Source organism: Thioprofundum lithotrophicum (assembly GCF_055387065.1).
The window spans coordinates 1,620,172-1,637,875 of the sequence record NZ_AP042379.1 but is presented as its reverse complement, the minus strand read 5'-3'; the positions used below and the strand labels follow the sequence as shown (position 1 = coordinate 1,637,875).

The window sequence follows — 17,704 nt, the reverse complement described above, 5'->3', positions numbered from 1 at the left end:
TGATCTTGGTCAAATCACGCCACTTTTTCCGCCCGCCCCGCCGCTTGGCAGATCTGGCAGCCGTCAGTGGCTGGTGCCGGCGGAACGGTGGATCTTGTTCCAGACGTTGTACTTGCCGGAGGGCTTCTTCATCGGCAGGCGTTTGATTTCCTTCAGCGTGGCCGCGTCGTAGATCACCAGGGCGCCGTCCGGGTCCCAGATGCTGAGCAGGGCATATTTCCCGTAACGGTCGAACTCCACGTGGGCCGCCACCTTGCCCGGCGCCGGCTGCAGGGTGCGGACGATTTCCAGCGTGCGCTTGTCGATCACATGCACCTTGTCCTTGTGGGGACCGAAGAACACGTCCACCCAGGCATAGGGCGTGTTTTCGTGGCTGCGCATGAAGAAACCCGGCCCGAGGGTCTTGATGCGCTTGATCACCTTCCAGTCGGTCATGTCCACCACCGTGACTTCGCCGCTGCGCAGATTGGGAGTGGCGAACACCGGGTGGCCCCGGTAATTCCAGGTGATGCCCGATCCCAGGTGCGGCATGCCCGGCAGATCGAGCGTGGCGATCTTGCGGCCCACGATCAGGTTGATCACCTGGGCGTTGTTGCCGTCCCGAGAGGCGCCGATCAGGTGCTCGTAGGGCGGATCGAAGAAGAAGTCGTCGAGGATGCCGTCGAGACGGATGCGGCGGACGGGAAACGGCCCGCGATCCACCGCCCCTTCCTCGTACTGGTAGTCGTGCATGGGCCCGATATAGACCGGTTCCGGTTCGTCCAGATAGCTGATCTCCCAGACCTCCGGAATATCCTTGAGGGCGACGATGAAGCTGCCCCGCGGCGGGGCGCTGTACACGGCGGAGACCCGGGACGTCTTGCCGTCCAGGGCGCGGGCCGGAATGACCTTGATGAGCGACAGGTCCCGGGCATCCAGCAGCACCAGCGAATGGGGCAGATAGTTGCCCACCAGCACGTAGCGGCCGTCGCCCGAAACCGCCAGGTTGCGGGTATTGATCCCGGCGCGGATCTCCACCGTGGTCTTGAGGTTGTACATGTCGAACTTGCTGATCCACCCATCCCGCGAGGCGAAATACACATACCGGCCGGAAGGCGAATACTTGGGCCCGCCATGCAGATTGCGCCGGGTCCTGAAACGGTGGAGGGGCCGCAGGCGGTCACCGTCGAGGATGGTGGCGTGGTGGTCGCCCAGCTCCACCACCACGAAGAGGTTGAGGGGATCGGCGGCATAGATCGGCTTGTCCGGCAGGCTCCCCGGCGGCACGTGGACGATGCGCGACGCGCGGATTTCGGCCTCCCCCCAGGTGGGCACCTCCGGCAGGGGGGTATAGATGTGGTTCACCAGGGCGGCGATTTGCGCATCGTCGAGCTTGCCGCCGAAGGCCGGCATCTGGGTGGCCGGGCGGCCCTTCTCGATGACCTTCGCCGCGGCCGGCTTGCGCAGGCGCACCAGATTCTCGGGCAGCAGGGCCGGGCCCATGCGCCCCAGGCGGTCGGCGCCGTGGCATTCGGCGCAGTGCTGCCGGTACAGGGCGGCGGCATCGGGGGCGGCCTGAACGAGGCCGGGAAGCAGAACGAGCAGCAGGACAGGCAGATGGCGAAGCATGGCGTCTCCCGGGGCGACAGGATGCGGCCATTGAAGCCCGCCTGCCCGGAAGATGCCTTGACGGCGATCAACCCCCGCCGAACCTCACCCCACCAACGGCCGATCGGGGCCGCTGCGGCGATCCACGAACAGGCGGTTGCCCGGCCGGCGCTTGGCCTGGCGCTTGGCCTCCGAAGCCAGGGCCGCCACCTCGTGATGGGAATGGCAGCGCCGCGGATCGGGCCGCACGGCGCCGATCGACAGACTCAGAAAGCCGAAGCGCTGGGGCTGGCCCTGCCGATCGGAGGCAACGATCCCGCCGCGCAGGCGATCCGCGGCCGTGTAGAAATCCTTTACCGTGCTGGCGAAGGTGGCCAGGATCCGTTCGCAGCGCGCCTGCCAGTCGTCACTGCCGAAGATCAGGATGAAGTCATCCCCACCCACGTGACCGACGAAGTCCCGCTCCGGATCCACGTGCACAGTGAAGATTTCCGCCACCTTGCGCAAGACCTTGTCACCCTGGTTGTAGCCATAGACATCGTTGAATGGCTTGAAATTGTCCAGATCACAATAGGCGATGACGAAGGGCCGTGCCTCGGCCAACAATTGATCGATCAACTCGTAGATGGGCACGTTGCCCGGCAGGAGGGTCAGTGGATTGGCGTAGCGGGCATTGCGGATCTGCAGATCGGTGATCTTCTTCAACAGATCGATCACCTTGCCGATACCGACGAAGCGGCCATTCTCCACGATCACGAAATCGTCTTCCACCCGCAAGTCGGTTTGCGCCGTGATCAGCTGGCTGGTCTGTTCGACCCCCAGATCCTTCTCCACCACCACCGGAATGGCCTCCATGAATTCGGCCAGGGGCTTGCCGCCGTACAGGGCGCGCCCATACAGATTGGCAAACAGCTCCATGACCACGTTGCGGCGCACCTGCCCGACAGGCCGGTGCGCCTCGTCCACCACCGGCAGGGTGGTCAGCAGACGGTGCCGGGCGAACAGATCCACCGCCGCCTCCACCCGGGTGTCGCGGCGCACGGTGGGCGACTCACGCAACAGCAGGGACACCGACTCGGAGAGGCGAAACGGCCGGTTCAGAAACTGGCGCCGCTGGTGGCTGGCGAACAGGCTGCGGGCCACGAACTTCTCCGGCGCGGCGGTGGGCCGGGCGATGTAATACCCCTGGCCGTATTCGATGCCCATGTCGTGAATCACGGCAAACTCCTCCGCGACTTCGATACCTTCGGCGATCACCCGGCAATCGAGACCGTTGGCGATGTCGAGTATCGAGCGGATGAATTCCTGCTTGACCTTGTCTTCATGGATGCCCTGCACGAAATGCCGATCGATCTTCACGTAATCGGGCCGCAGCTCCGACCACATGCGCAGACCGGCATAGCCGGCACCGAGATCGTCGATGGCGATTTCGAAGCCCAGGGATCGGTAATGGCGGGTGGCTTCGCGGATGATGTCGTAGTCGTCGAGGGGATGGCGCTCGGTCAGCTCGATCACCACCTGGCCCGGGGTCAGGCCAACTCGTTCGAGCATCGCCAGTGTCTGTTCCGGGTGATTGGCCGCCTGCAACAGCGTCACCGGGCTGGCATTGAGAAAGATCTTGCCCGGCAGGCGCTGGTGGCAGAAACGGCGCATGGCCAGTTGCCGGCACAGCAGCTCCAGCTCGCACAGGCGCCGGCCGCGCTCGGCCACGTCGAACAGCATCAGGGGGCTGTGCAGAGGGCTGTCGGACGGGCCGCGGCTCAGGGCTTCGTAACCGTGAATGCTCTGCTGGACGATGTTGACGATGGGCTGGAACACCGAGAGGATATCCTGGCGGGCGATCACCCGCTCCAGCTCGGCAACCAGATCCCCCATGTTCACGTTGCTCTCTCCGATCGGCTCCGGCCAGGTTCCGATGGCCGGCGCGGCGGTTGCCGGATCAGGCTTTCCGGCTAATCCACATTTTTTCTGTCTCATTGTCCGTTCACTCTAGGCGCGAAATGTGACCGGGGTGTGACAGGCCCATTTCCGGGTCCAGCCCTTGAGAAAGGGTCTGCGCAGCCATACGACGGAGACGAAACGACCCCGAGGCCGACGAGAACATGAGCCACAGCAACCTGCGCGATCTGATGTGGGCGGAAGCCCTGGAGATGCTGGAGCGGGCCGAGCGCCTCCAGCGCCACTTCTTTCAGCCGGGCCAGGGCTCGCCCCGGCCCACCTGGGAGCCGCCCGCGGACGTGTTCGAGACACCCGGCACCCTGTGGGTGATCGTGGCCTTGCCCGGGGTGCCGGCCGATCGGGTCGAAGTGCATGTGGAAGCGGGGCGGCTGGTGGTGCGCGGGGTGCGGCCCACCCCCGCCGCCCTGCGCCGGGCCCGCATCCATCGTCTCGAAATCCCCCAGGGGCGCTTCGAGCGCCGCCTGCAACTGCCATCCGGCCGCTATGAACCGGCGGCCAGCGAAGTGCGCGACGGCTGCCTCGTGCTGCAATTGCGCCGGCTCGACTGACAGGCTGTTGACAATCACCGGTTTTCAACCGCCTGCCCACAGGGGAAACGCAAAATGAACGACGAAACCCGCACAGCCGACACCACCACCGAAAGCACGCCCCCCGCCCTGCCGGAGGATGCGCTGATCATCCTGCCGGTGCGCAACACGGTGCTGTTCCCGGGGGTGGTGCTGCCCCTGTCCATCGGTCGGCCCCGCTCCATCGCCGCCGCCCAGGAAGCGGCGAAACAGGAGCGGCCCATCGGCATCCTGCAACAGAAGGATGGCAGCGTGGACAACCCCCAGGCAACGGATCTGTACGAGGTGGGCACCGAGGCGGTGATCCTGCGCTACGTCACCGCTCCCGACGGCAGCCACCACATCATCTGCCAGGGGCAGCGCCGCTTCCGGGTGCGGGAATACCTCGACGGTCATCCCTTCCTGCTGGCCCGGGTCGAATACCTGCAGGACGACGAGACCCTCACGCCCGAGATCGAGGCGCGCATGGAACACCTGCGCCGCCAGGCCGCCGAGGCGGCGGAACTGATGCCGCAGGTGCCCGGCGAACTGGTCGCCTCGCTCGAGGCCATCCCCACCCCCGGCCTGCTGGCCGACACCATCGCCGGTTTTCTGGATCTGAAACCGGAAGAGAAACAGGAACTGCTGGAAACGCTCGACGTGAGCCGGCGCCTGGAACGGGTCGCCGCCCTGCTCGCCCACCGCCTCGCGGTGCTGCGCCTGACCCAGGAAATCGAACAGCAGACCAAGGAAGCGGTAGACAAGCGCAACCGCGAGTTCCTGTTGCGCGAACAGCTCAAGACCATCCGCCGCGAGCTGGGCGAAACCGAAGGCCAGCCGCAGGAGCTGGCCGAACTGGCCCAGGCCATCGAGGACGCCGGCATGCCCGAGGACGTGGAGGAACAGGCCCGCCGGGAGCTGACCCGCCTGGAACGACTCTCGGAAGAGTCGGCCGAATATACCCTGATCCGCAACTATCTCGACTGGCTCACCGCCCTGCCCTGGAACCGGGTGGACGAGGACGTGATCGATCTGGAAAAGGCCCGGCGGATCCTCGACGAGGATCACTATGGTCTGGAGAAGGTCAAGAAGCGGATCCTCGAATACCTGGCGGTGCGCAAGCTCAATCCAGAAGGCCGCGGCCCAATCCTCTGTCTGGTGGGCCCGCCCGGCGTGGGCAAGACCTCGCTCGGGCGCAGCATCGCCCGCGCTACCGGGCGCAAGTTCGTGCGCGTGGCCCTCGGCGGGGTGCACGACGAAGCGGAGATCCGCGGCCACCGGCGCACCTACATCGGCGCCATGCCCGGCAACATCATCCAGGCCATCCGCAAGGCCGGCACCCGCAACCCCGTGTTCATGCTCGACGAGCTGGACAAGCTCGGCGCCGGCGGCTTTCACGGCGACCCGGCCGCGGCCCTGCTGGAAGTGCTGGATCCGGAACAGAACAGCCAGTTCCAGGACAACTATCTTGGCGTGCCCTTCGATCTCTCGCAGGTCATGTTCATCGGCACCGCCAACGTGCTCGACACCATTCCCGGGCCACTGCGGGATCGCATGGAGATCATCGAGATCCCCGGCTACACCGAAGAAGAAAAACTCGAAATCGCCCGGCGCTACCTGGTGCGGCGCCAACTCGAGGACAACGGCCTGAAGCCCGAACAGTGCCGGATCGAAGACGCCGCCCTCAGGCGCATCATCCGCGAATACACCCGTGAGGCCGGCTGCCGCAACCTGGAACGGGAGATCGGCGCCGTGTGCCGCCACGTGGCCATGCGCGTGGCGCTGGGCGAAATCGAATCGGCCACCATCGGCCCAGACGACATTCCCGAAATCCTCGGCCCGCCGCGCTTCGAGAACGAAGTGGCCATGCGCACCAGCATCCCCGGGGTGGCCACCGGCCTGGCCTGGACGCCGGTGGGCGGCGACATCCTGTTCATCGAATCGGCCCGCGTGCCCGGCAACGGCCGGCTGATCCTCACCGGCCAGCTCGGCGACGTGATGAAGGAAAGCGCCCAGGCCGCCCTCTCCCTGGTCAAGGCCCGTGCCGAATCCCTCGGCATCGATCCGGCCCTGTTCAAGGACAGCGATATCCATGTCCACGTCCCCGCCGGTGCCATCCCCAAGGACGGCCCCAGTGCCGGGGTGGCCATCTTCGTCTCCCTGGTCTCCCTGCTCACCGGCCGCCGCGTGCGCCAGGATACCGCCATGACCGGCGAAATCAGCCTGCGCGGCCTGGTGCTGCCCGTGGGCGGCATCAAGGAAAAATGCATCGCCGCCGCCCAGGCCGGCATCCGCCGCGTCCTCCTCCCCCAGCGCAACCGCAAGGACTTCGAGGAAATCCCCGAAGCCGCCCGTCGGGAACTGCAGTTCGAATGGCTGGAGAACGTGGATCAGGCCATCGAGTCCGCACTCGAACCCGCCACCGCGTCGGAACCCGGTAACGAAACGGCCGCGTGATTGCGGGAAAAAGGCGCTGCCCTACCACACGGAACACGAGCCTCCAGCGGCCAAGCCGCCCCCCTTTCCAGATAACTCGTCAGACGATCCAGGATCGACCAGCCGTGCTACTCGCTCCGTGCAGACGTCAGATTCAGGGCGCCACCTCACAACCGACCAGATTGTTGTTTTTATTGAGTATATTTTAACCCCCAACTCAATTCAGGGATTGCGGAACACCCTGGCACGTTCTATCCTTGAGCAGTCAGGCTCGGGATCTCCTGACGTATTATCCAGAAGACGTAGATCCCGGATTCATAATTTCCAGGTAATCATCTGTTAGAAGTAAGAATATGTATTTTTTGATCGATGCGAATGTTGCGGCCGGATACTATTTGCCGCGTTCTCTAAATTCAAAAAAGGCGCAGGAGTCGATTCGGCTCATATTGAACTATGTTCGTGCAAACCCAGATAAGTATTTTATATATATCCCGAATTTTTGCGTTGCCGAGACATTTTCAGTTTTTATGAAACACAGCTTCGGGCACTGGAATAGTCATGTTAAGAAGAAGGGTACGATTGATACACGCATATATAAGAGGGTATGCAAACAGTTTCAGAAGGATATTCATAACGGACATTTTATGTATCACTATGAATTGTCTCGTTATCACATTCTTGGCATAAATCTCGTGGCACCAATAGATCATTATTACAAGATATCTAGAGGAAAAAAGCGTGTAACACCTATGGGGACATTTGATCATCTGATTATCAGCATGGGTATTCACTTAGCGCATATTCATGGGCGGGATAAGGTTTGTATTTTGTCATGTGATGACCGTCTCATTGATATTTTGAAGAAATGTAAATCTCATATACCACGAAGTATAGTCAAAAAACTAGATTTAACTTCTGCTCATGAGCTCACAGGGAGAATGTTTGGTCCTAAATTATTTCCTAAGCATCTAAACCTGAAAACCGCAACGAAAAAGGAATATGAGCGTATTTTTCCATCTTGGCCATTGCCAGAGGTGAAGATACGGCGGGTATATAGGCATGTAGAGAAATAACTTCTAACAATACGCTTGTTCGGACGCAAACTCCGCTGCGCTTCGTTTGCGCCGCACAGCTTTATCGTTAGGTGCGGTCTCTTCTTGCGCCAAGTCAAACGGCCATGCCGACAAGCGAACCTGACAGTTGCAAAGATTGAAGCATGGAATCGCTTTTTTCCGGCAATCGTCTTGTGAATGAGACATTCCGGACTGTCTTCTGGAACGCTCCAAAAGTGAAATCCAATCATGCCCTTGTAGGTTGGCCTCGGTGTGCCCCTTGGGTATCAGGCCGACATGTCGGACTAAAGCCCGACCTACAGCGGCGATTTTTCGCAACGGTCAGAATAACGGATTAAGCACCTCGGAATTATTTTTTGGCAAGTGTTATTCTGCAGGAGCAGGCAAGCCTCGAAGGGGGCATTTTCGCGGCTTGCGCCGCTCCTACGTCAAACGATTCGCGGTGAGACAACCAATTGCTATCGCGCGCGCCGTGTCCAGGGGGTGACGGCCAGCCTTTCTTTGCCATTTTCCACCCCTATCTCCTCGTCTGTCAGATAGCAGGCCGGATCTTCGGCCCAGAAGTTGCCGGTGAGTTGCCAGGCACGCACGCGGGTGTTGCCGCCGCAGATGGCCTGTTCGCGGCAGGCGGCGCAGCGGCCTTCGAGGGGGCGGGGGCGGGATTTGAGTCCGGCCATGAGGGGATCGGCAGTGTCGGGCCAGATTTGGGAAAAGGGCCGCTCCTTCACGTTGCCCAGGTCGTAGTCCCACCAGAAGGTGTCGGGGTGGACGTTGCCAAGGTTGTCGATGTTGGCGATGTTCACGCCGGAGCTGTTGCCGCCCCAGCGTTCGAGCAGGGTGCGCAGGTGATCGGCGCGCTCGGGGAAGCGTTGTTCCACCCAGCGCAGCAGGTAGACGCCGTCGGCGTCGTTGTTGCCGGTGACGAACTCCCGTTCGCGGCCGGCCCGCAGATCGGCCAGGCAGGTTTCGAACAACAGATCCATGGCCTCGCGGGTGAGGCGATGGACGGCGTCGTCCTTGCGGTTGCGGTTGCCGCGCCCGGCATAGTTCAGGTGGGAGAGGTAGAACTTGTCCACGCCTTCGGCATCCATCAGGCGCAGCAGATCCGGCAGCTCGTGGGCGTTGTCCATGGTGAGGGTGAAGCGCATGCCGACCTTGATGCCGGCTTCGCGGCACAGGCGGATGGCGCGCAGGGATTCGTCGAAGGCACCGATCCGCCGGCGGAAGCGGTCGTGGGTTTCGCGCAGGCCATCGATGCTGATCCCCACGTAGTCGTAACCGATGTCCGCCACCTTGCCGATCATGGCCTCGTCGATCAGGGTGCCGTTGGTGGACAGCCCCACATAAAAGCCCATGGCCTTGGCCCGGCGGGAGATGTCGAAGAGGTCGGGGCGCAGCAGGGGTTCGCCGCCGGAGAGGATGAGCACGGGCACGCCGAATTCGCGCAAGTCGTCCATGACCGTGTAGACCTCGTCGGTGGTCAGTTCGCCGGGGAAGTCCTTGTCGGCCGAGATGGAATAGCAGTGCTTGCAGGTGAGGTTGCAGCGGCGGATCAGGTTCCAGATCACCACCGGGCCCGGCGGCTCGCGGTGCGGGCCGAGGGGCGTGGGCTCGAGCACTTCCTTCAGGTAGCGGGTGATGCGGAACATGGTGGGTCTCCTGGGTTCATGGGCCCTCACCCCGTCCCTCTCCCGGCGGGAGAGGGGGTCCTTCGACGAGGGTCGTACAACAGCAAGACAGATCTCATTCCCGATATGCCGGCTCCGCTGCGCTTGAGTCGGCCGAGGTTGTGGCAGCACGTCGTCATGCCTCTCACCTCGTCCCTCGGCCCTCGCCCCTGCCGAGGCGCAGGCCGGTTTTCTTGAGGATACGGCTGCTGAACAGGATGTCGTGGGCGCGGCAGGCATCGCCGAGCAGGTCGGCGATCTGTCGGGCCTGTTGCCGGGCTTCTTCGCGGCTGCGGGCGTGAACCATGGCGAAGAGGTTGTAGGGCCAGTGGGGCGGATGGCGGGGCCGGCGGTAACAGTGGCTGACGAAGTCCAGGGCGCCCACGGCCCGGCCCAGTTCGTCCACCCGGGCGTCGTCCACGTCCCAGACGGTCATGCCGTTGGCGGTGTAGCCCAGGGCGTAGTGATTGGGCACGGCGCCGATGCGGCGGATGGCGCCGTGTTCCTGCAGGCGGCGCACCCGTTCGAGCACCTCGGCTTCGCTGCTGCCCACCTGTTCGGCCACGGCCTGCCAGGGCCGGGGCACCCGCGGCAGGCCGGCCTGGGTGGCGCGCACGATGCGCCGGTCCAGGTCGTCCAGCAGCAGGGGCAGATCGGCGGGCACGGCGTTCATGCGCTCAGACCTCCAGCTTCAGGCGCAGGTGGTATTCGGCTTCCTTGGGCATATCGTACACGGGCAGGCCGGTGCGTGCGGCAATCTCGGTGTTGAGCCGGGCGATCTCCTCGGGCCGTTCGGTGGCGAGGACGAACCACATGTTCAGTTCGTGCTCGCGGCGGTAGTTGTGGGCCACTTGCGGATAGGCGTTGACGAGTTCGGCCACCTCGTCGAAGCGCGCCTCGGGCACGGCCATGGCCACCAGGCTGAAGGCGCCGCCGAGGCGCTCGGCATCGTACAGTGGGCCGAAGCGGGTGAGCACGCGGCGGGCCAGGAGGGCGTCGAGGCGTTGCAGCAGTTCCGCCTCGGCGATGCCCAGTTCGGCGGCGACCTCGGCATAGGGGCGTTCGCTCAGGGGCAGGCCGTCCTGCAGGCGGTTGACGATGGCCCGGTCGAGCGCGTCCAGTTCAGCCATGACGGGCCTCCGGGGCATGGTAGAGGGCGCCACGCTGCTTGAAGCGGCGGCGGCTGAACAGCACTTCGCGGGCGATGCCCTCGAGGCCGCATTCGCGCACCAGGCGTTCGATGTTGGCCAGCACCTCGTCGCGATCCCGCCCGTGGATCATGGTGAAGAGGTTGTAGGGCCAGTCGGGCAGGCGCCGCGGGCGGCGGTAGCAGAGGGTCACGAAGTCGAAGCGGCCCATGCAGGCGCCGAGGGCGTCCACCTGCGCGTCGGGGATGTCCCAGACGGTCATGGCGTTGGCCCGGTAACCCAGTTCGTGATGGCGCACCACCACGCCCAGGCGCTTGATCACGCCGCGCGCCAGCAGGCGTTGCAATCTTGCGATGACCTCGGCTTCCGGCAAGCCGATGCGCCGGCCGATTTCGGCATAGGGATCGGGCACCAGCGGCAGGCCGGTCTGGATGGCGGCAATCAGGGCCTCGTCGTCCCCGTCGAGCACGGCGGGGACGGGCCAGCGGGCCGGCTTGCGGGTCACCTTCATGTCCATTGCAGTTCGAACCCCAGGTCGATGTGATAGTCGGCCAGCATGGGCAGGCGCAGCAGCGAGCGGCCGGTGCGCCGTTCGATGTCGTCGAGCACCCGGGCCAGCGCCGCCTCGTCTTCGGCGGTGACCACGAACCAGAGATTGAAGCGGTGTTCGCGCTGGTAGTTGTGGTTCACCTCGCGGTATCCGTTGACGATGTCGGCGACCGTTTCCAGCTCGGCCTCGGGCACGGCCATGGCCGCGAGGGTGGAGGCGCCGATGCTGTTGGCGCGAAACACCGCGCCCACCCGGCTGACGAAGCCCCGCTCGCGCAGCGTTCGCAGGGTCTCGATGACCTCCTGCTCGCTCACGCCCAGGCGTTCGGCGATGGCAGCGAAGGGCCGCGGCACCAGCGGCAGGCCGTGCTGGTAGTCGTTGAGCAGGTGCTTCTCCAGCGGTTCGAGTTCGGCGGCCTTGTCGAGACGGGGTTGGCGATGCATGGCTGCTCCTAAATACAAGTTCCAAATACTGGACCACTTGGGCAAGAGTGCCTGATTCCAACACCGCCCTCTGGGACGGAGAGTCGTTTCGTGACACGCCGTGAATACCTCCCTGTAGGCTCGACGGCCGCATCCCTGCGGCCGACGGTCACGAAACGACTCTCCGTCCCAGAGGGCTCAGAGCCAATGAACCATGGTCTGATATTTGGAACTTTCATTTAGAGGCCGATCCGGTGGGCGCGGGCGGTCAGAAAGATCCCGCTGGGTTTGGGCACGCGGTGCCGGGCGAGGATGGCGAAGGTGCGGGTGTCGTAGACGGTCACCCGGTTGTCGTCGCGGGCCGAGATCCAGACCTGCTCGCCGCGGGGCGTGAACTCCATGTGCAGCACCGCCTTGCCGGGCTTGAGGGTGCCGACGATTTCCAGGCTGTCGGTGTCGATGATCTGCACCGTGTCGTTGCGCGGGAAGGCGAAGTTGACCCACACCTGGCGGCCGTCGGGGCGGGCCATGACGAACACCGGCTGGCCGTGGACGGGAATCGCGCCGACCTGCTTCCAGGTGTGGCGATCCACCACCAGCACCGCGTGGCGGCCCACGGCGGGCAGGAAGGCGTAGTCTTCGGTCATGGCCCAGCCTTCGAGGTGGGGCATCTTGTACACCGGCAGCTTCTTCTGGCCCCGTCCGTAGCCCTGGAGGATGCGCCGCACGCCCTTCTCCGGATGCCAGAGATCCAGCAGGGCCAGGCCGTCTTCGCCGAACAGGCCGGCGATGTAGTAGCGGCCATCGGGGGTGATGAGGCCATCGTAGGGCTGCTTGCCGATGTTACGGAACTTCGTGATGAGGGGCGTGCCGCCGTTGCTGAAATCGGCGATCCAGATTTCGCCCGTGTCGTACAGGGAGAACACGAAGCGCTGGCCGGGGGCGTCCACCAGCCCCACCACCTTGGAGCGCCGCTCGCCGTAGGGCGTGGCCGGGATGTCGGCCACCGGCTCGAGGGTGGCGGCATCGAAGACCCGGACCCCGCCGGGGGTGTAGTTGGAGACGGCGATGAGCCGCCCGTCCTGCGAGATGGCGCCGCCGATGCTGTTGCCGGACTGGAGAAGGCGTTTTTCGAGCGTGGCGGTGAGCAGGTCCACCTTGCTCAGGCCGCCATCGCGGCCGAACACGTAGGCGTGGCGTTCGTCACGGGAGAACACCACCGAGGCATGGGAAAGATCACCGAGTCCCGTCACCTCGCCCAGCAGCGTGCGGCCGGTGGTTTCGAGGATCCGCACCGCGCCGCTGGCCCGTTCGATGATGAGCCCCATGTCGCCGGTGCCGCGCAGCGCAGGGGAGGCGGCACAGGCGGCCAGCAGGAGGATCAGCAGGAACAGGAGGGGGCGTCTCATCGGATTGCCTCGCCGCGCAACAGGGTCTGCACCAGCCAGTCGATGTCCTCGGCACTGAGCATACCGCCCCAGGGGGGCATGGGGGTACCGGGCCGGCCCTGGACGATGGTCCGGCGCAGGAATTCGGGCGACTTGCCGGCCAGCGCCTGCGGCGTGAGGGCCGGCCCCAGGCCGCCCTTGAGGGTCATGCCGTGGCAGGAGCCGCAGTCCTGCAGGAGCAGATCGCGCAGCTCGCCCTGGCGGGCCGGCGAGGGCGACGCCAGCGCCGATGCCGGGGCAAGGCACAGCCACAGCCCCGCGGCCAGCGTGGCGAGCGCCGCACGCCGGCTAGCCATGCCCTTCCCTCCGCACCACGGCCTCGGCGGTGGCCGCGGCGGGCTGGAACCAGTCCAGCGTTTCGGCCAGGGACACCACGCGGCCGATGACGAACAGCACCGGCGGCCGGCAGCCGGCCCGGCGCACCGTCTCCGGCAGTTCAGCCAGGGTGGTGACGAGGCGCCGCTGGCGGGCGGTGGTGCCCTGTTCGATGGCCGCCGCCGGCGTGTCGCCGGGCAGGCCGGCGCGCTGCAACTCGCGCACGATCCGGCCGATGCTGGCCAGGCCCATGTAGATCACCAGGGTCTTGTCGGCATCGGCCAGGGAGCGCCAGTCCAGTTCCAGGGGCCGATCGTCGCGGGCGTGGCCGGTGACGAACTGCACCCCGCTGGCCAGGCCGCGATGGGTCAGGGGAATGCCGGCATAGGCGCTGCAGGCCGAGGCGGCGGTGATGCCGGGCACCACCTCGAAGGGGATGCCGTGCCGCACGAGATGGGCCGCTTCCTCGCTGCCCCGCCCGAAGACGAAGGGATCGCCGCCCTTGAGGCGGACCACCACGTGATCCGCTTCGGCCAGGCGCCGCAGCAGATCGTTGATCTCGGACTGGGGCACCGGGTGGCGGCCACTGCGCTTGCCCACGCAGATGCGGCTGATGCCGGGGGGAATCTGTTCCAGAATTTCGTCTGACACCAGACGGTCGTACACGACCACGTCGGAATTCTGCAACAGACGCCAGGCCTTGACGGTGAGCAGTTCGGGATCGCCGGGGCCGGTTCCAACCAGATAGACGCGACCTGTCATGCGCTGCCCTCCGCGTTTGCCGAAAGAGAAGCCGGTCAGGCGGCGCCCGCGGGCGCCGCCTGCCGGGAAGACATCAGTAGATGTCGTGCATGGTGTTGTAGACGTTGAACTTGCCGGTCGGCGTGACCAGGCGCTTGTCCTTGATCACGGCCTTGAGCTTCAGGGTCTTGTCGTCGACGATGACGATGGCCGACTCCTGCTTCTTGCCGTTCCACACCGAGAACCAGACTTCGTCGCCCTTCTTGTTGAACTCGGGCTGCACGACGCGCTTGGGTCCGTCACCCAGCTTGGCCCACTTGGCGATGGGCAGCACCTTGTAGGGCTTGTCGAGGTTCTTCAGATCGAAGACCGCGACACTCTGGCTCTGGTTGGGATCCGGGTTGAGCGGCGTGTCCACGTACAGATGCCGGGACTTGGGATGGGTCTTGATGAACAGCGAACCCCCACCCTGGCCCTGCAGGGTGCGCACCACCTTCCAGGCGTACTTTCTGTGCCGCTTGGGATCGGTGCCGATCACGGCGATGGTGTTGTCGCCCAGGTGGCTGGTGGCCCACACCGGCCCATACTTGGGATCCCGGAAGTTGGCGCCCCGGCCCGGATGCGGGATCTTGCCGACGTCGATCAGCTTGACCAGCTTGTCGGTCTTGGAATCGACCACCGCGATCTTGTTGGACTTGTTGGCCGCCGTGAGGAAGTAGCGGTGCGTGGAGTCCCAGCCGCCGTCATGCAGGAAGCGGGCGGCGTCGATGCTGGTGATCTTCAGGTTGTCGAGGTCGCTGTAGTTGACCATCAGCACCTTGCCGGTTTCCTTGACGTTGACGATGAACTCCGGATGCTCGTGCGAGGCCACGATGGCGGCCACACGGGGCTCCGGATGATACTCCTGGGTGTCCACGGTCATGCCCCGGGTGGAGACGATCTTCAGGGGCTCGAGGGTTTCGCCCTTCATGATCACGAACTGGGGCGGCCAGTAGGTGCCGGCGATGGCGAACTTGTCCTCGTAACCCTTGTACTTGGAGGTTTCCACCGAACGGGCTTCCAGACCCACCTTGATCTCGGCCACGTTGTCGGGCTTCTTCATCCACAGATCGATGAGATTGATCTTGGCGTCGCGCCCGATCACGTAGAGATAACGGCCGGAGGTGGACAGACGCGAAATGTGTACCGCGTAGCCCGTGTTGACCACGTTGATGATCTTCTTGGTGTCCCCGTCGATGAGGGCGACCTGCCCGGCATCACGCAGGGTGACCGAGAACAGGTTGTCGAGGTTGTATTTGTTCATCTTCCGCTTGGGACGCTTCTCCGGCGGAATGATGACCTTCCAGGTGGCCTTCATCTCCTTCATGCCGTACTCGGGCGGCACCGGCGGCTCGTGCTGCAGGTAACGGGCCATGATGTCGATTTCCTTCTCCGACAGTTCGCCCGAGGTGCCCCAGTTGGGCATGCCCGCCGGCGAGCCGTAGGTGATGAAGGTCTTCAGGTACTCGGTACCGCGCTTGAGCGTGATGTCCGGCGTCAGCGGCTTGCCGGTGGCCCCCTTGCGCAGCACCCCGTGACAGCCGGCGCAGCGCTCGAAGAAGATCTTCTTGGCGAGCTCGAACTCCTCCTCGGTCATGGGCGGCGCCTTGGGATGCGTCGTCTTGGCGCTTTCCGGGTTGATGGTGGAGGGCGCGCCCTGGTACTTCATCTCGGCCGACGAACCGCTCGGATGCTTCTCGGCGGCGAACGCCGATCCGGCCGTCAGCGACAGGACGAAGGCCGCGCCCGTCAGCAACATGGTGGAACGTTTCATGATGTGCCTCCCTCTGGCATGGAAAAGACAGGTGGATACCGTGGTCATTTCTAGTCCCTGCCTTGCGGGGCCGCCTTGACGTACGTCAAGCGCCGCGCCTGACCGCCGCCTTTTGACCGAGTCCGGTTCAGGCGGTGAGACGGGCGTACAACAGGGGCAGCTCGCCGGGCAGGTCGGCCGGGCGGCGGATCACCACGAAGCCGTCGGTGCCGAACATGTGCGGCAGGTAGTCACCGCCCTTGGCGTCGATGGTCACGCAGAAGGGCTGCAGGCCCTTGCGTTTCGCCTCCAGCACCGCCATGCGGGTGTCTTCGACGCCGTATCGCCCTTCGTACTGATCCAGATCGTTGGGCTTGCCGTCGGTGAGCAGGAGCAGCAGTTGCTGGCTGGCCGGCCGTTTCTCGAGCAGGTTCGTGGCCTGACGGATGGCCGCGCCCATGCGGGTGTAGAAACCCGGCTTGATGGCCGCGATGCGCCCCCGCGTCAGCGGGCCATGCCGCTCGTCGAAGGTCTTGAGCTGGTGGAAGCGCACGTGATCCCGGTGGCGGGAGGAAAAGCCGTACATGGCGAAATCGTCGCCGGTGGCCGAGAGGGCCTCGGCGAACAGCAGCAGGCTGTCGCGGATCACGTCGATCACCCGGGCCCGGTTGTCGATCCAGGCATCGGTGGAGAGGGACAGATCGGCCAGCAGCAGGCAGGCCAGGTCGCGCAGACCGCCACGGAAGTCCCGGTACAGGCCCTGGTCGGCCGAGGCATGGCCGAGCCGCTGCTCGGTGGTGAAGTCCAGGTAGGCCTCCAGATCCACCTCGCTGCCGTCGGGCTGGCCGCGGTGCCAGATCCGGCTCGGCACCAGGGCCTCGAACTGGCTGCGGATCCGCCGTGCCGTGCGCCGCAGGTGGTCGGGCAGTTCGCAGGGTTCGGCGTCGGCGGCGATCATGGGCTGGAGGCGGCAGTGATCCGGCTTGAGGGTGGCCTTGCGCCAGTCCCATTCCGGCAGCAGGATCCCCTCGCCCAGCGGCGTGTCGTCCGACTCGGCCGAGGGCAGATCCAGATCGAAACGGATGCGGCTGGCGGTGCGCTTGCTGTCGCGGGCCACGTGCAGGGTGTCCAGATCCTGCGCCGCCTGCTCGGCGGCCCGCATGTCCTCCTCTTCCTCGGTGGCGCGGTCCACCTTCACGTATTCGGCCCAGCTCAGGATGTTCTCGAAACGATCCAGCACCAGGCCGCGCTTGCCGTCGGGCATCTCGGTCTGTTCGGCCCGGTAGCGCCGTTCCTCCTCGGGCACGTGCACATCCCCGCCCGGCTCGGGCGGGGTGCCGTCCTCGCCCGCTGCCGCTGCCGGGGCCGCGAGCGGCGGGGCCGGATGCAGCCACAGGGGCACCGGCCAGGGGGCCGCCTCTGCGGCGGGCAACGCCGCCACGCTGCCGGGCTCGCGCAGGGCCTTCCGGATGGCCCGCTCGCGGGCGGCGGCCGTCGCCGGCAGCGTGGCCGGATCGGGCCGGGCGGACAGATGGGCCTCCACCAGCGCGGCGTAGCGCGTCGCCAGGCCGGGCCAGGCGGCGAGCACTGCGCGGGTGCGCTGCTGGCTGGCCACGAACCAGTCGTCGGCGGCCGGCTCGGCCGACGCCGCCAGCGCCGCCAGCCACAGATACAGATCGGCATTGCGCTCGCGCGCGGGGAAGAGATCGATCACCGGCGGCAGATACAGCGCCTCGCCGTCCCGCCAGGCCAGCGCCACCCGCCCGCCGCTGCCGGCAAGCCGTTGCAGGAAGCCCCGCCGCGCGCCGTGCCCGGTGGCCGTGGCCGCCGCCAGCGACAGGCCCCCATCGCCCCCCAGGGCCCGGAACAGAATCCCCACCCGGCCCCGCACTTCCTCGAGGGTCACCGCCGCCTCCGGATAACGCCGCTCCGCCACCCCGGTCACCCAGCGGTGCCAGAGCTTACCGACCGATTCTTCCATCTCGATCAGGCGATGCAGACTGTGCAAGAAGCGTCGCATC

The 17,704-nt window shown here is 65.2% G+C and carries 15 protein-coding genes; 3 read left to right on the top strand and 12 right to left on the bottom strand.

Annotation, left to right across the window (positions count from 1 at the left end):
• Positions 1-63 precede the first annotated feature (63 nt).
• Both ACZ5BH_RS07635 and ACZ5BH_RS07630 read right to left on the bottom strand, forming a co-directional pair.
• Entirely contained in the window at positions 64-1,608 is a 1,545-nt protein-coding gene (locus ACZ5BH_RS07635) for a cytochrome D1 domain-containing protein (protein ID WP_464888664.1), read from the bottom strand.
• Between the two features lie 84 nt (positions 1,609-1,692).
• On the bottom strand, positions 1,693-3,462 hold the full coding sequence (locus tag ACZ5BH_RS07630; RefSeq protein ID WP_464888663.1) for a bifunctional diguanylate cyclase/phosphodiesterase: 1,770 nt from the start codon (positions 3,460-3,462) through the stop codon (positions 1,693-1,695).
• Between the two features lie 227 nt (positions 3,463-3,689).
• On the opposite strand from ACZ5BH_RS07630, the gene ACZ5BH_RS07625 reads away from it, so the two are divergent.
• The 3 genes from ACZ5BH_RS07625 to ACZ5BH_RS07615 all read left to right on the top strand — a co-directional run bounded on the left by ACZ5BH_RS07625 (position 3,690) and on the right by ACZ5BH_RS07615 (position 7,600).
• Positions 3,690-4,094, top strand: coding sequence for an Hsp20/alpha crystallin family protein (locus ACZ5BH_RS07625; RefSeq protein WP_464888662.1), 405 nt, complete (start codon positions 3,690-3,692; stop codon positions 4,092-4,094).
• A gap of 54 nt (positions 4,095-4,148) precedes the next feature.
• Positions 4,149-6,548 (top strand): endopeptidase La, encoded by a 2,400-nt coding sequence (gene lon, locus ACZ5BH_RS07620; protein ID WP_464888661.1) that lies wholly within the window; start codon positions 4,149-4,151, stop codon positions 6,546-6,548.
• A gap of 623 nt (positions 6,549-7,171) precedes the next feature.
• The gene (locus tag ACZ5BH_RS07615) at positions 7,172-7,600 is read left to right on the top strand and encodes a hypothetical protein (RefSeq protein WP_464888660.1); all 429 of its coding nucleotides are present in this window, start codon (positions 7,172-7,174) and stop codon (positions 7,598-7,600) included.
• Positions 7,601-8,058: 458 nt separating this feature from the next.
• Here the strand turns inward: ACZ5BH_RS07615 and nirJ are convergent, their stop codons facing one another.
• The 10 genes from nirJ to ACZ5BH_RS07565 form a co-directional block, all read right to left on the bottom strand.
• Positions 8,059-9,249 (bottom strand): heme d1 biosynthesis radical SAM protein NirJ, encoded by a 1,191-nt coding sequence (gene nirJ, locus ACZ5BH_RS07610; RefSeq protein WP_464888659.1) that lies wholly within the window; start codon positions 9,247-9,249, stop codon positions 8,059-8,061.
• A gap of 163 nt (positions 9,250-9,412) precedes the next feature.
• Positions 9,413-9,940, bottom strand: coding sequence for a siroheme decarboxylase subunit beta (gene ahbB, locus ACZ5BH_RS07605; RefSeq protein WP_464888658.1), 528 nt, complete (start codon positions 9,938-9,940; stop codon positions 9,413-9,415).
• A gap of 4 nt (positions 9,941-9,944) precedes the next feature.
• Entirely contained in the window at positions 9,945-10,397 is a 453-nt protein-coding gene (locus tag ACZ5BH_RS07600) for an Lrp/AsnC family transcriptional regulator (RefSeq protein WP_464888657.1), read from the bottom strand.
• Positions 10,390-10,932, bottom strand: coding sequence for a siroheme decarboxylase subunit beta (ahbB, locus tag ACZ5BH_RS07595; protein WP_464888656.1), 543 nt, complete (start codon positions 10,930-10,932; stop codon positions 10,390-10,392). Before ahbB (ACZ5BH_RS07595) ends, ACZ5BH_RS07600 begins: the two co-directional genes overlap by 8 nt.
• Positions 10,923-11,408, bottom strand: coding sequence for an Lrp/AsnC family transcriptional regulator (locus tag ACZ5BH_RS07590; protein WP_464888655.1), 486 nt, complete (start codon positions 11,406-11,408; stop codon positions 10,923-10,925). Before ACZ5BH_RS07590 ends, ahbB (ACZ5BH_RS07595) begins: the two co-directional genes overlap by 10 nt.
• 218 nt (positions 11,409-11,626) lie before the next feature.
• A complete protein-coding gene (locus tag ACZ5BH_RS07585) occupies positions 11,627-12,796 on the bottom strand; it encodes a cytochrome D1 domain-containing protein (protein WP_464888654.1) in 1,170 nt (389 codons plus the stop codon).
• Positions 12,793-13,131 carry a c-type cytochrome gene (locus ACZ5BH_RS07580; protein ID WP_464888653.1) on the bottom strand — a complete coding sequence of 113 codons (339 nt, stop codon included), beginning with the start codon at positions 13,129-13,131 and terminating at the stop codon, positions 12,793-12,795. The genes ACZ5BH_RS07585 and ACZ5BH_RS07580 overlap by 4 nt, the downstream gene beginning before the upstream one ends.
• Positions 13,124-13,912, bottom strand: a complete 789-nt coding sequence (gene cobA, locus ACZ5BH_RS07575; RefSeq protein ID WP_464888652.1) for a uroporphyrinogen-III C-methyltransferase — start codon at positions 13,910-13,912, stop codon at positions 13,124-13,126. Before cobA ends, ACZ5BH_RS07580 begins: the two co-directional genes overlap by 8 nt.
• A gap of 73 nt (positions 13,913-13,985) precedes the next feature.
• Positions 13,986-15,704, bottom strand: a complete 1,719-nt coding sequence (locus ACZ5BH_RS07570) for a cytochrome D1 domain-containing protein (RefSeq protein ID WP_464888651.1) — start codon at positions 15,702-15,704, stop codon at positions 13,986-13,988.
• 127 nt (positions 15,705-15,831) lie between these two features.
• The gene (locus tag ACZ5BH_RS07565) at positions 15,832-17,703 is read right to left on the bottom strand and encodes a nitric oxide reductase activation protein NorD (RefSeq protein ID WP_464888650.1); all 1,872 of its coding nucleotides are present in this window, start codon (positions 17,701-17,703) and stop codon (positions 15,832-15,834) included.
• Between the last annotated feature and the right edge of the window lies 1 nt (position 17,704).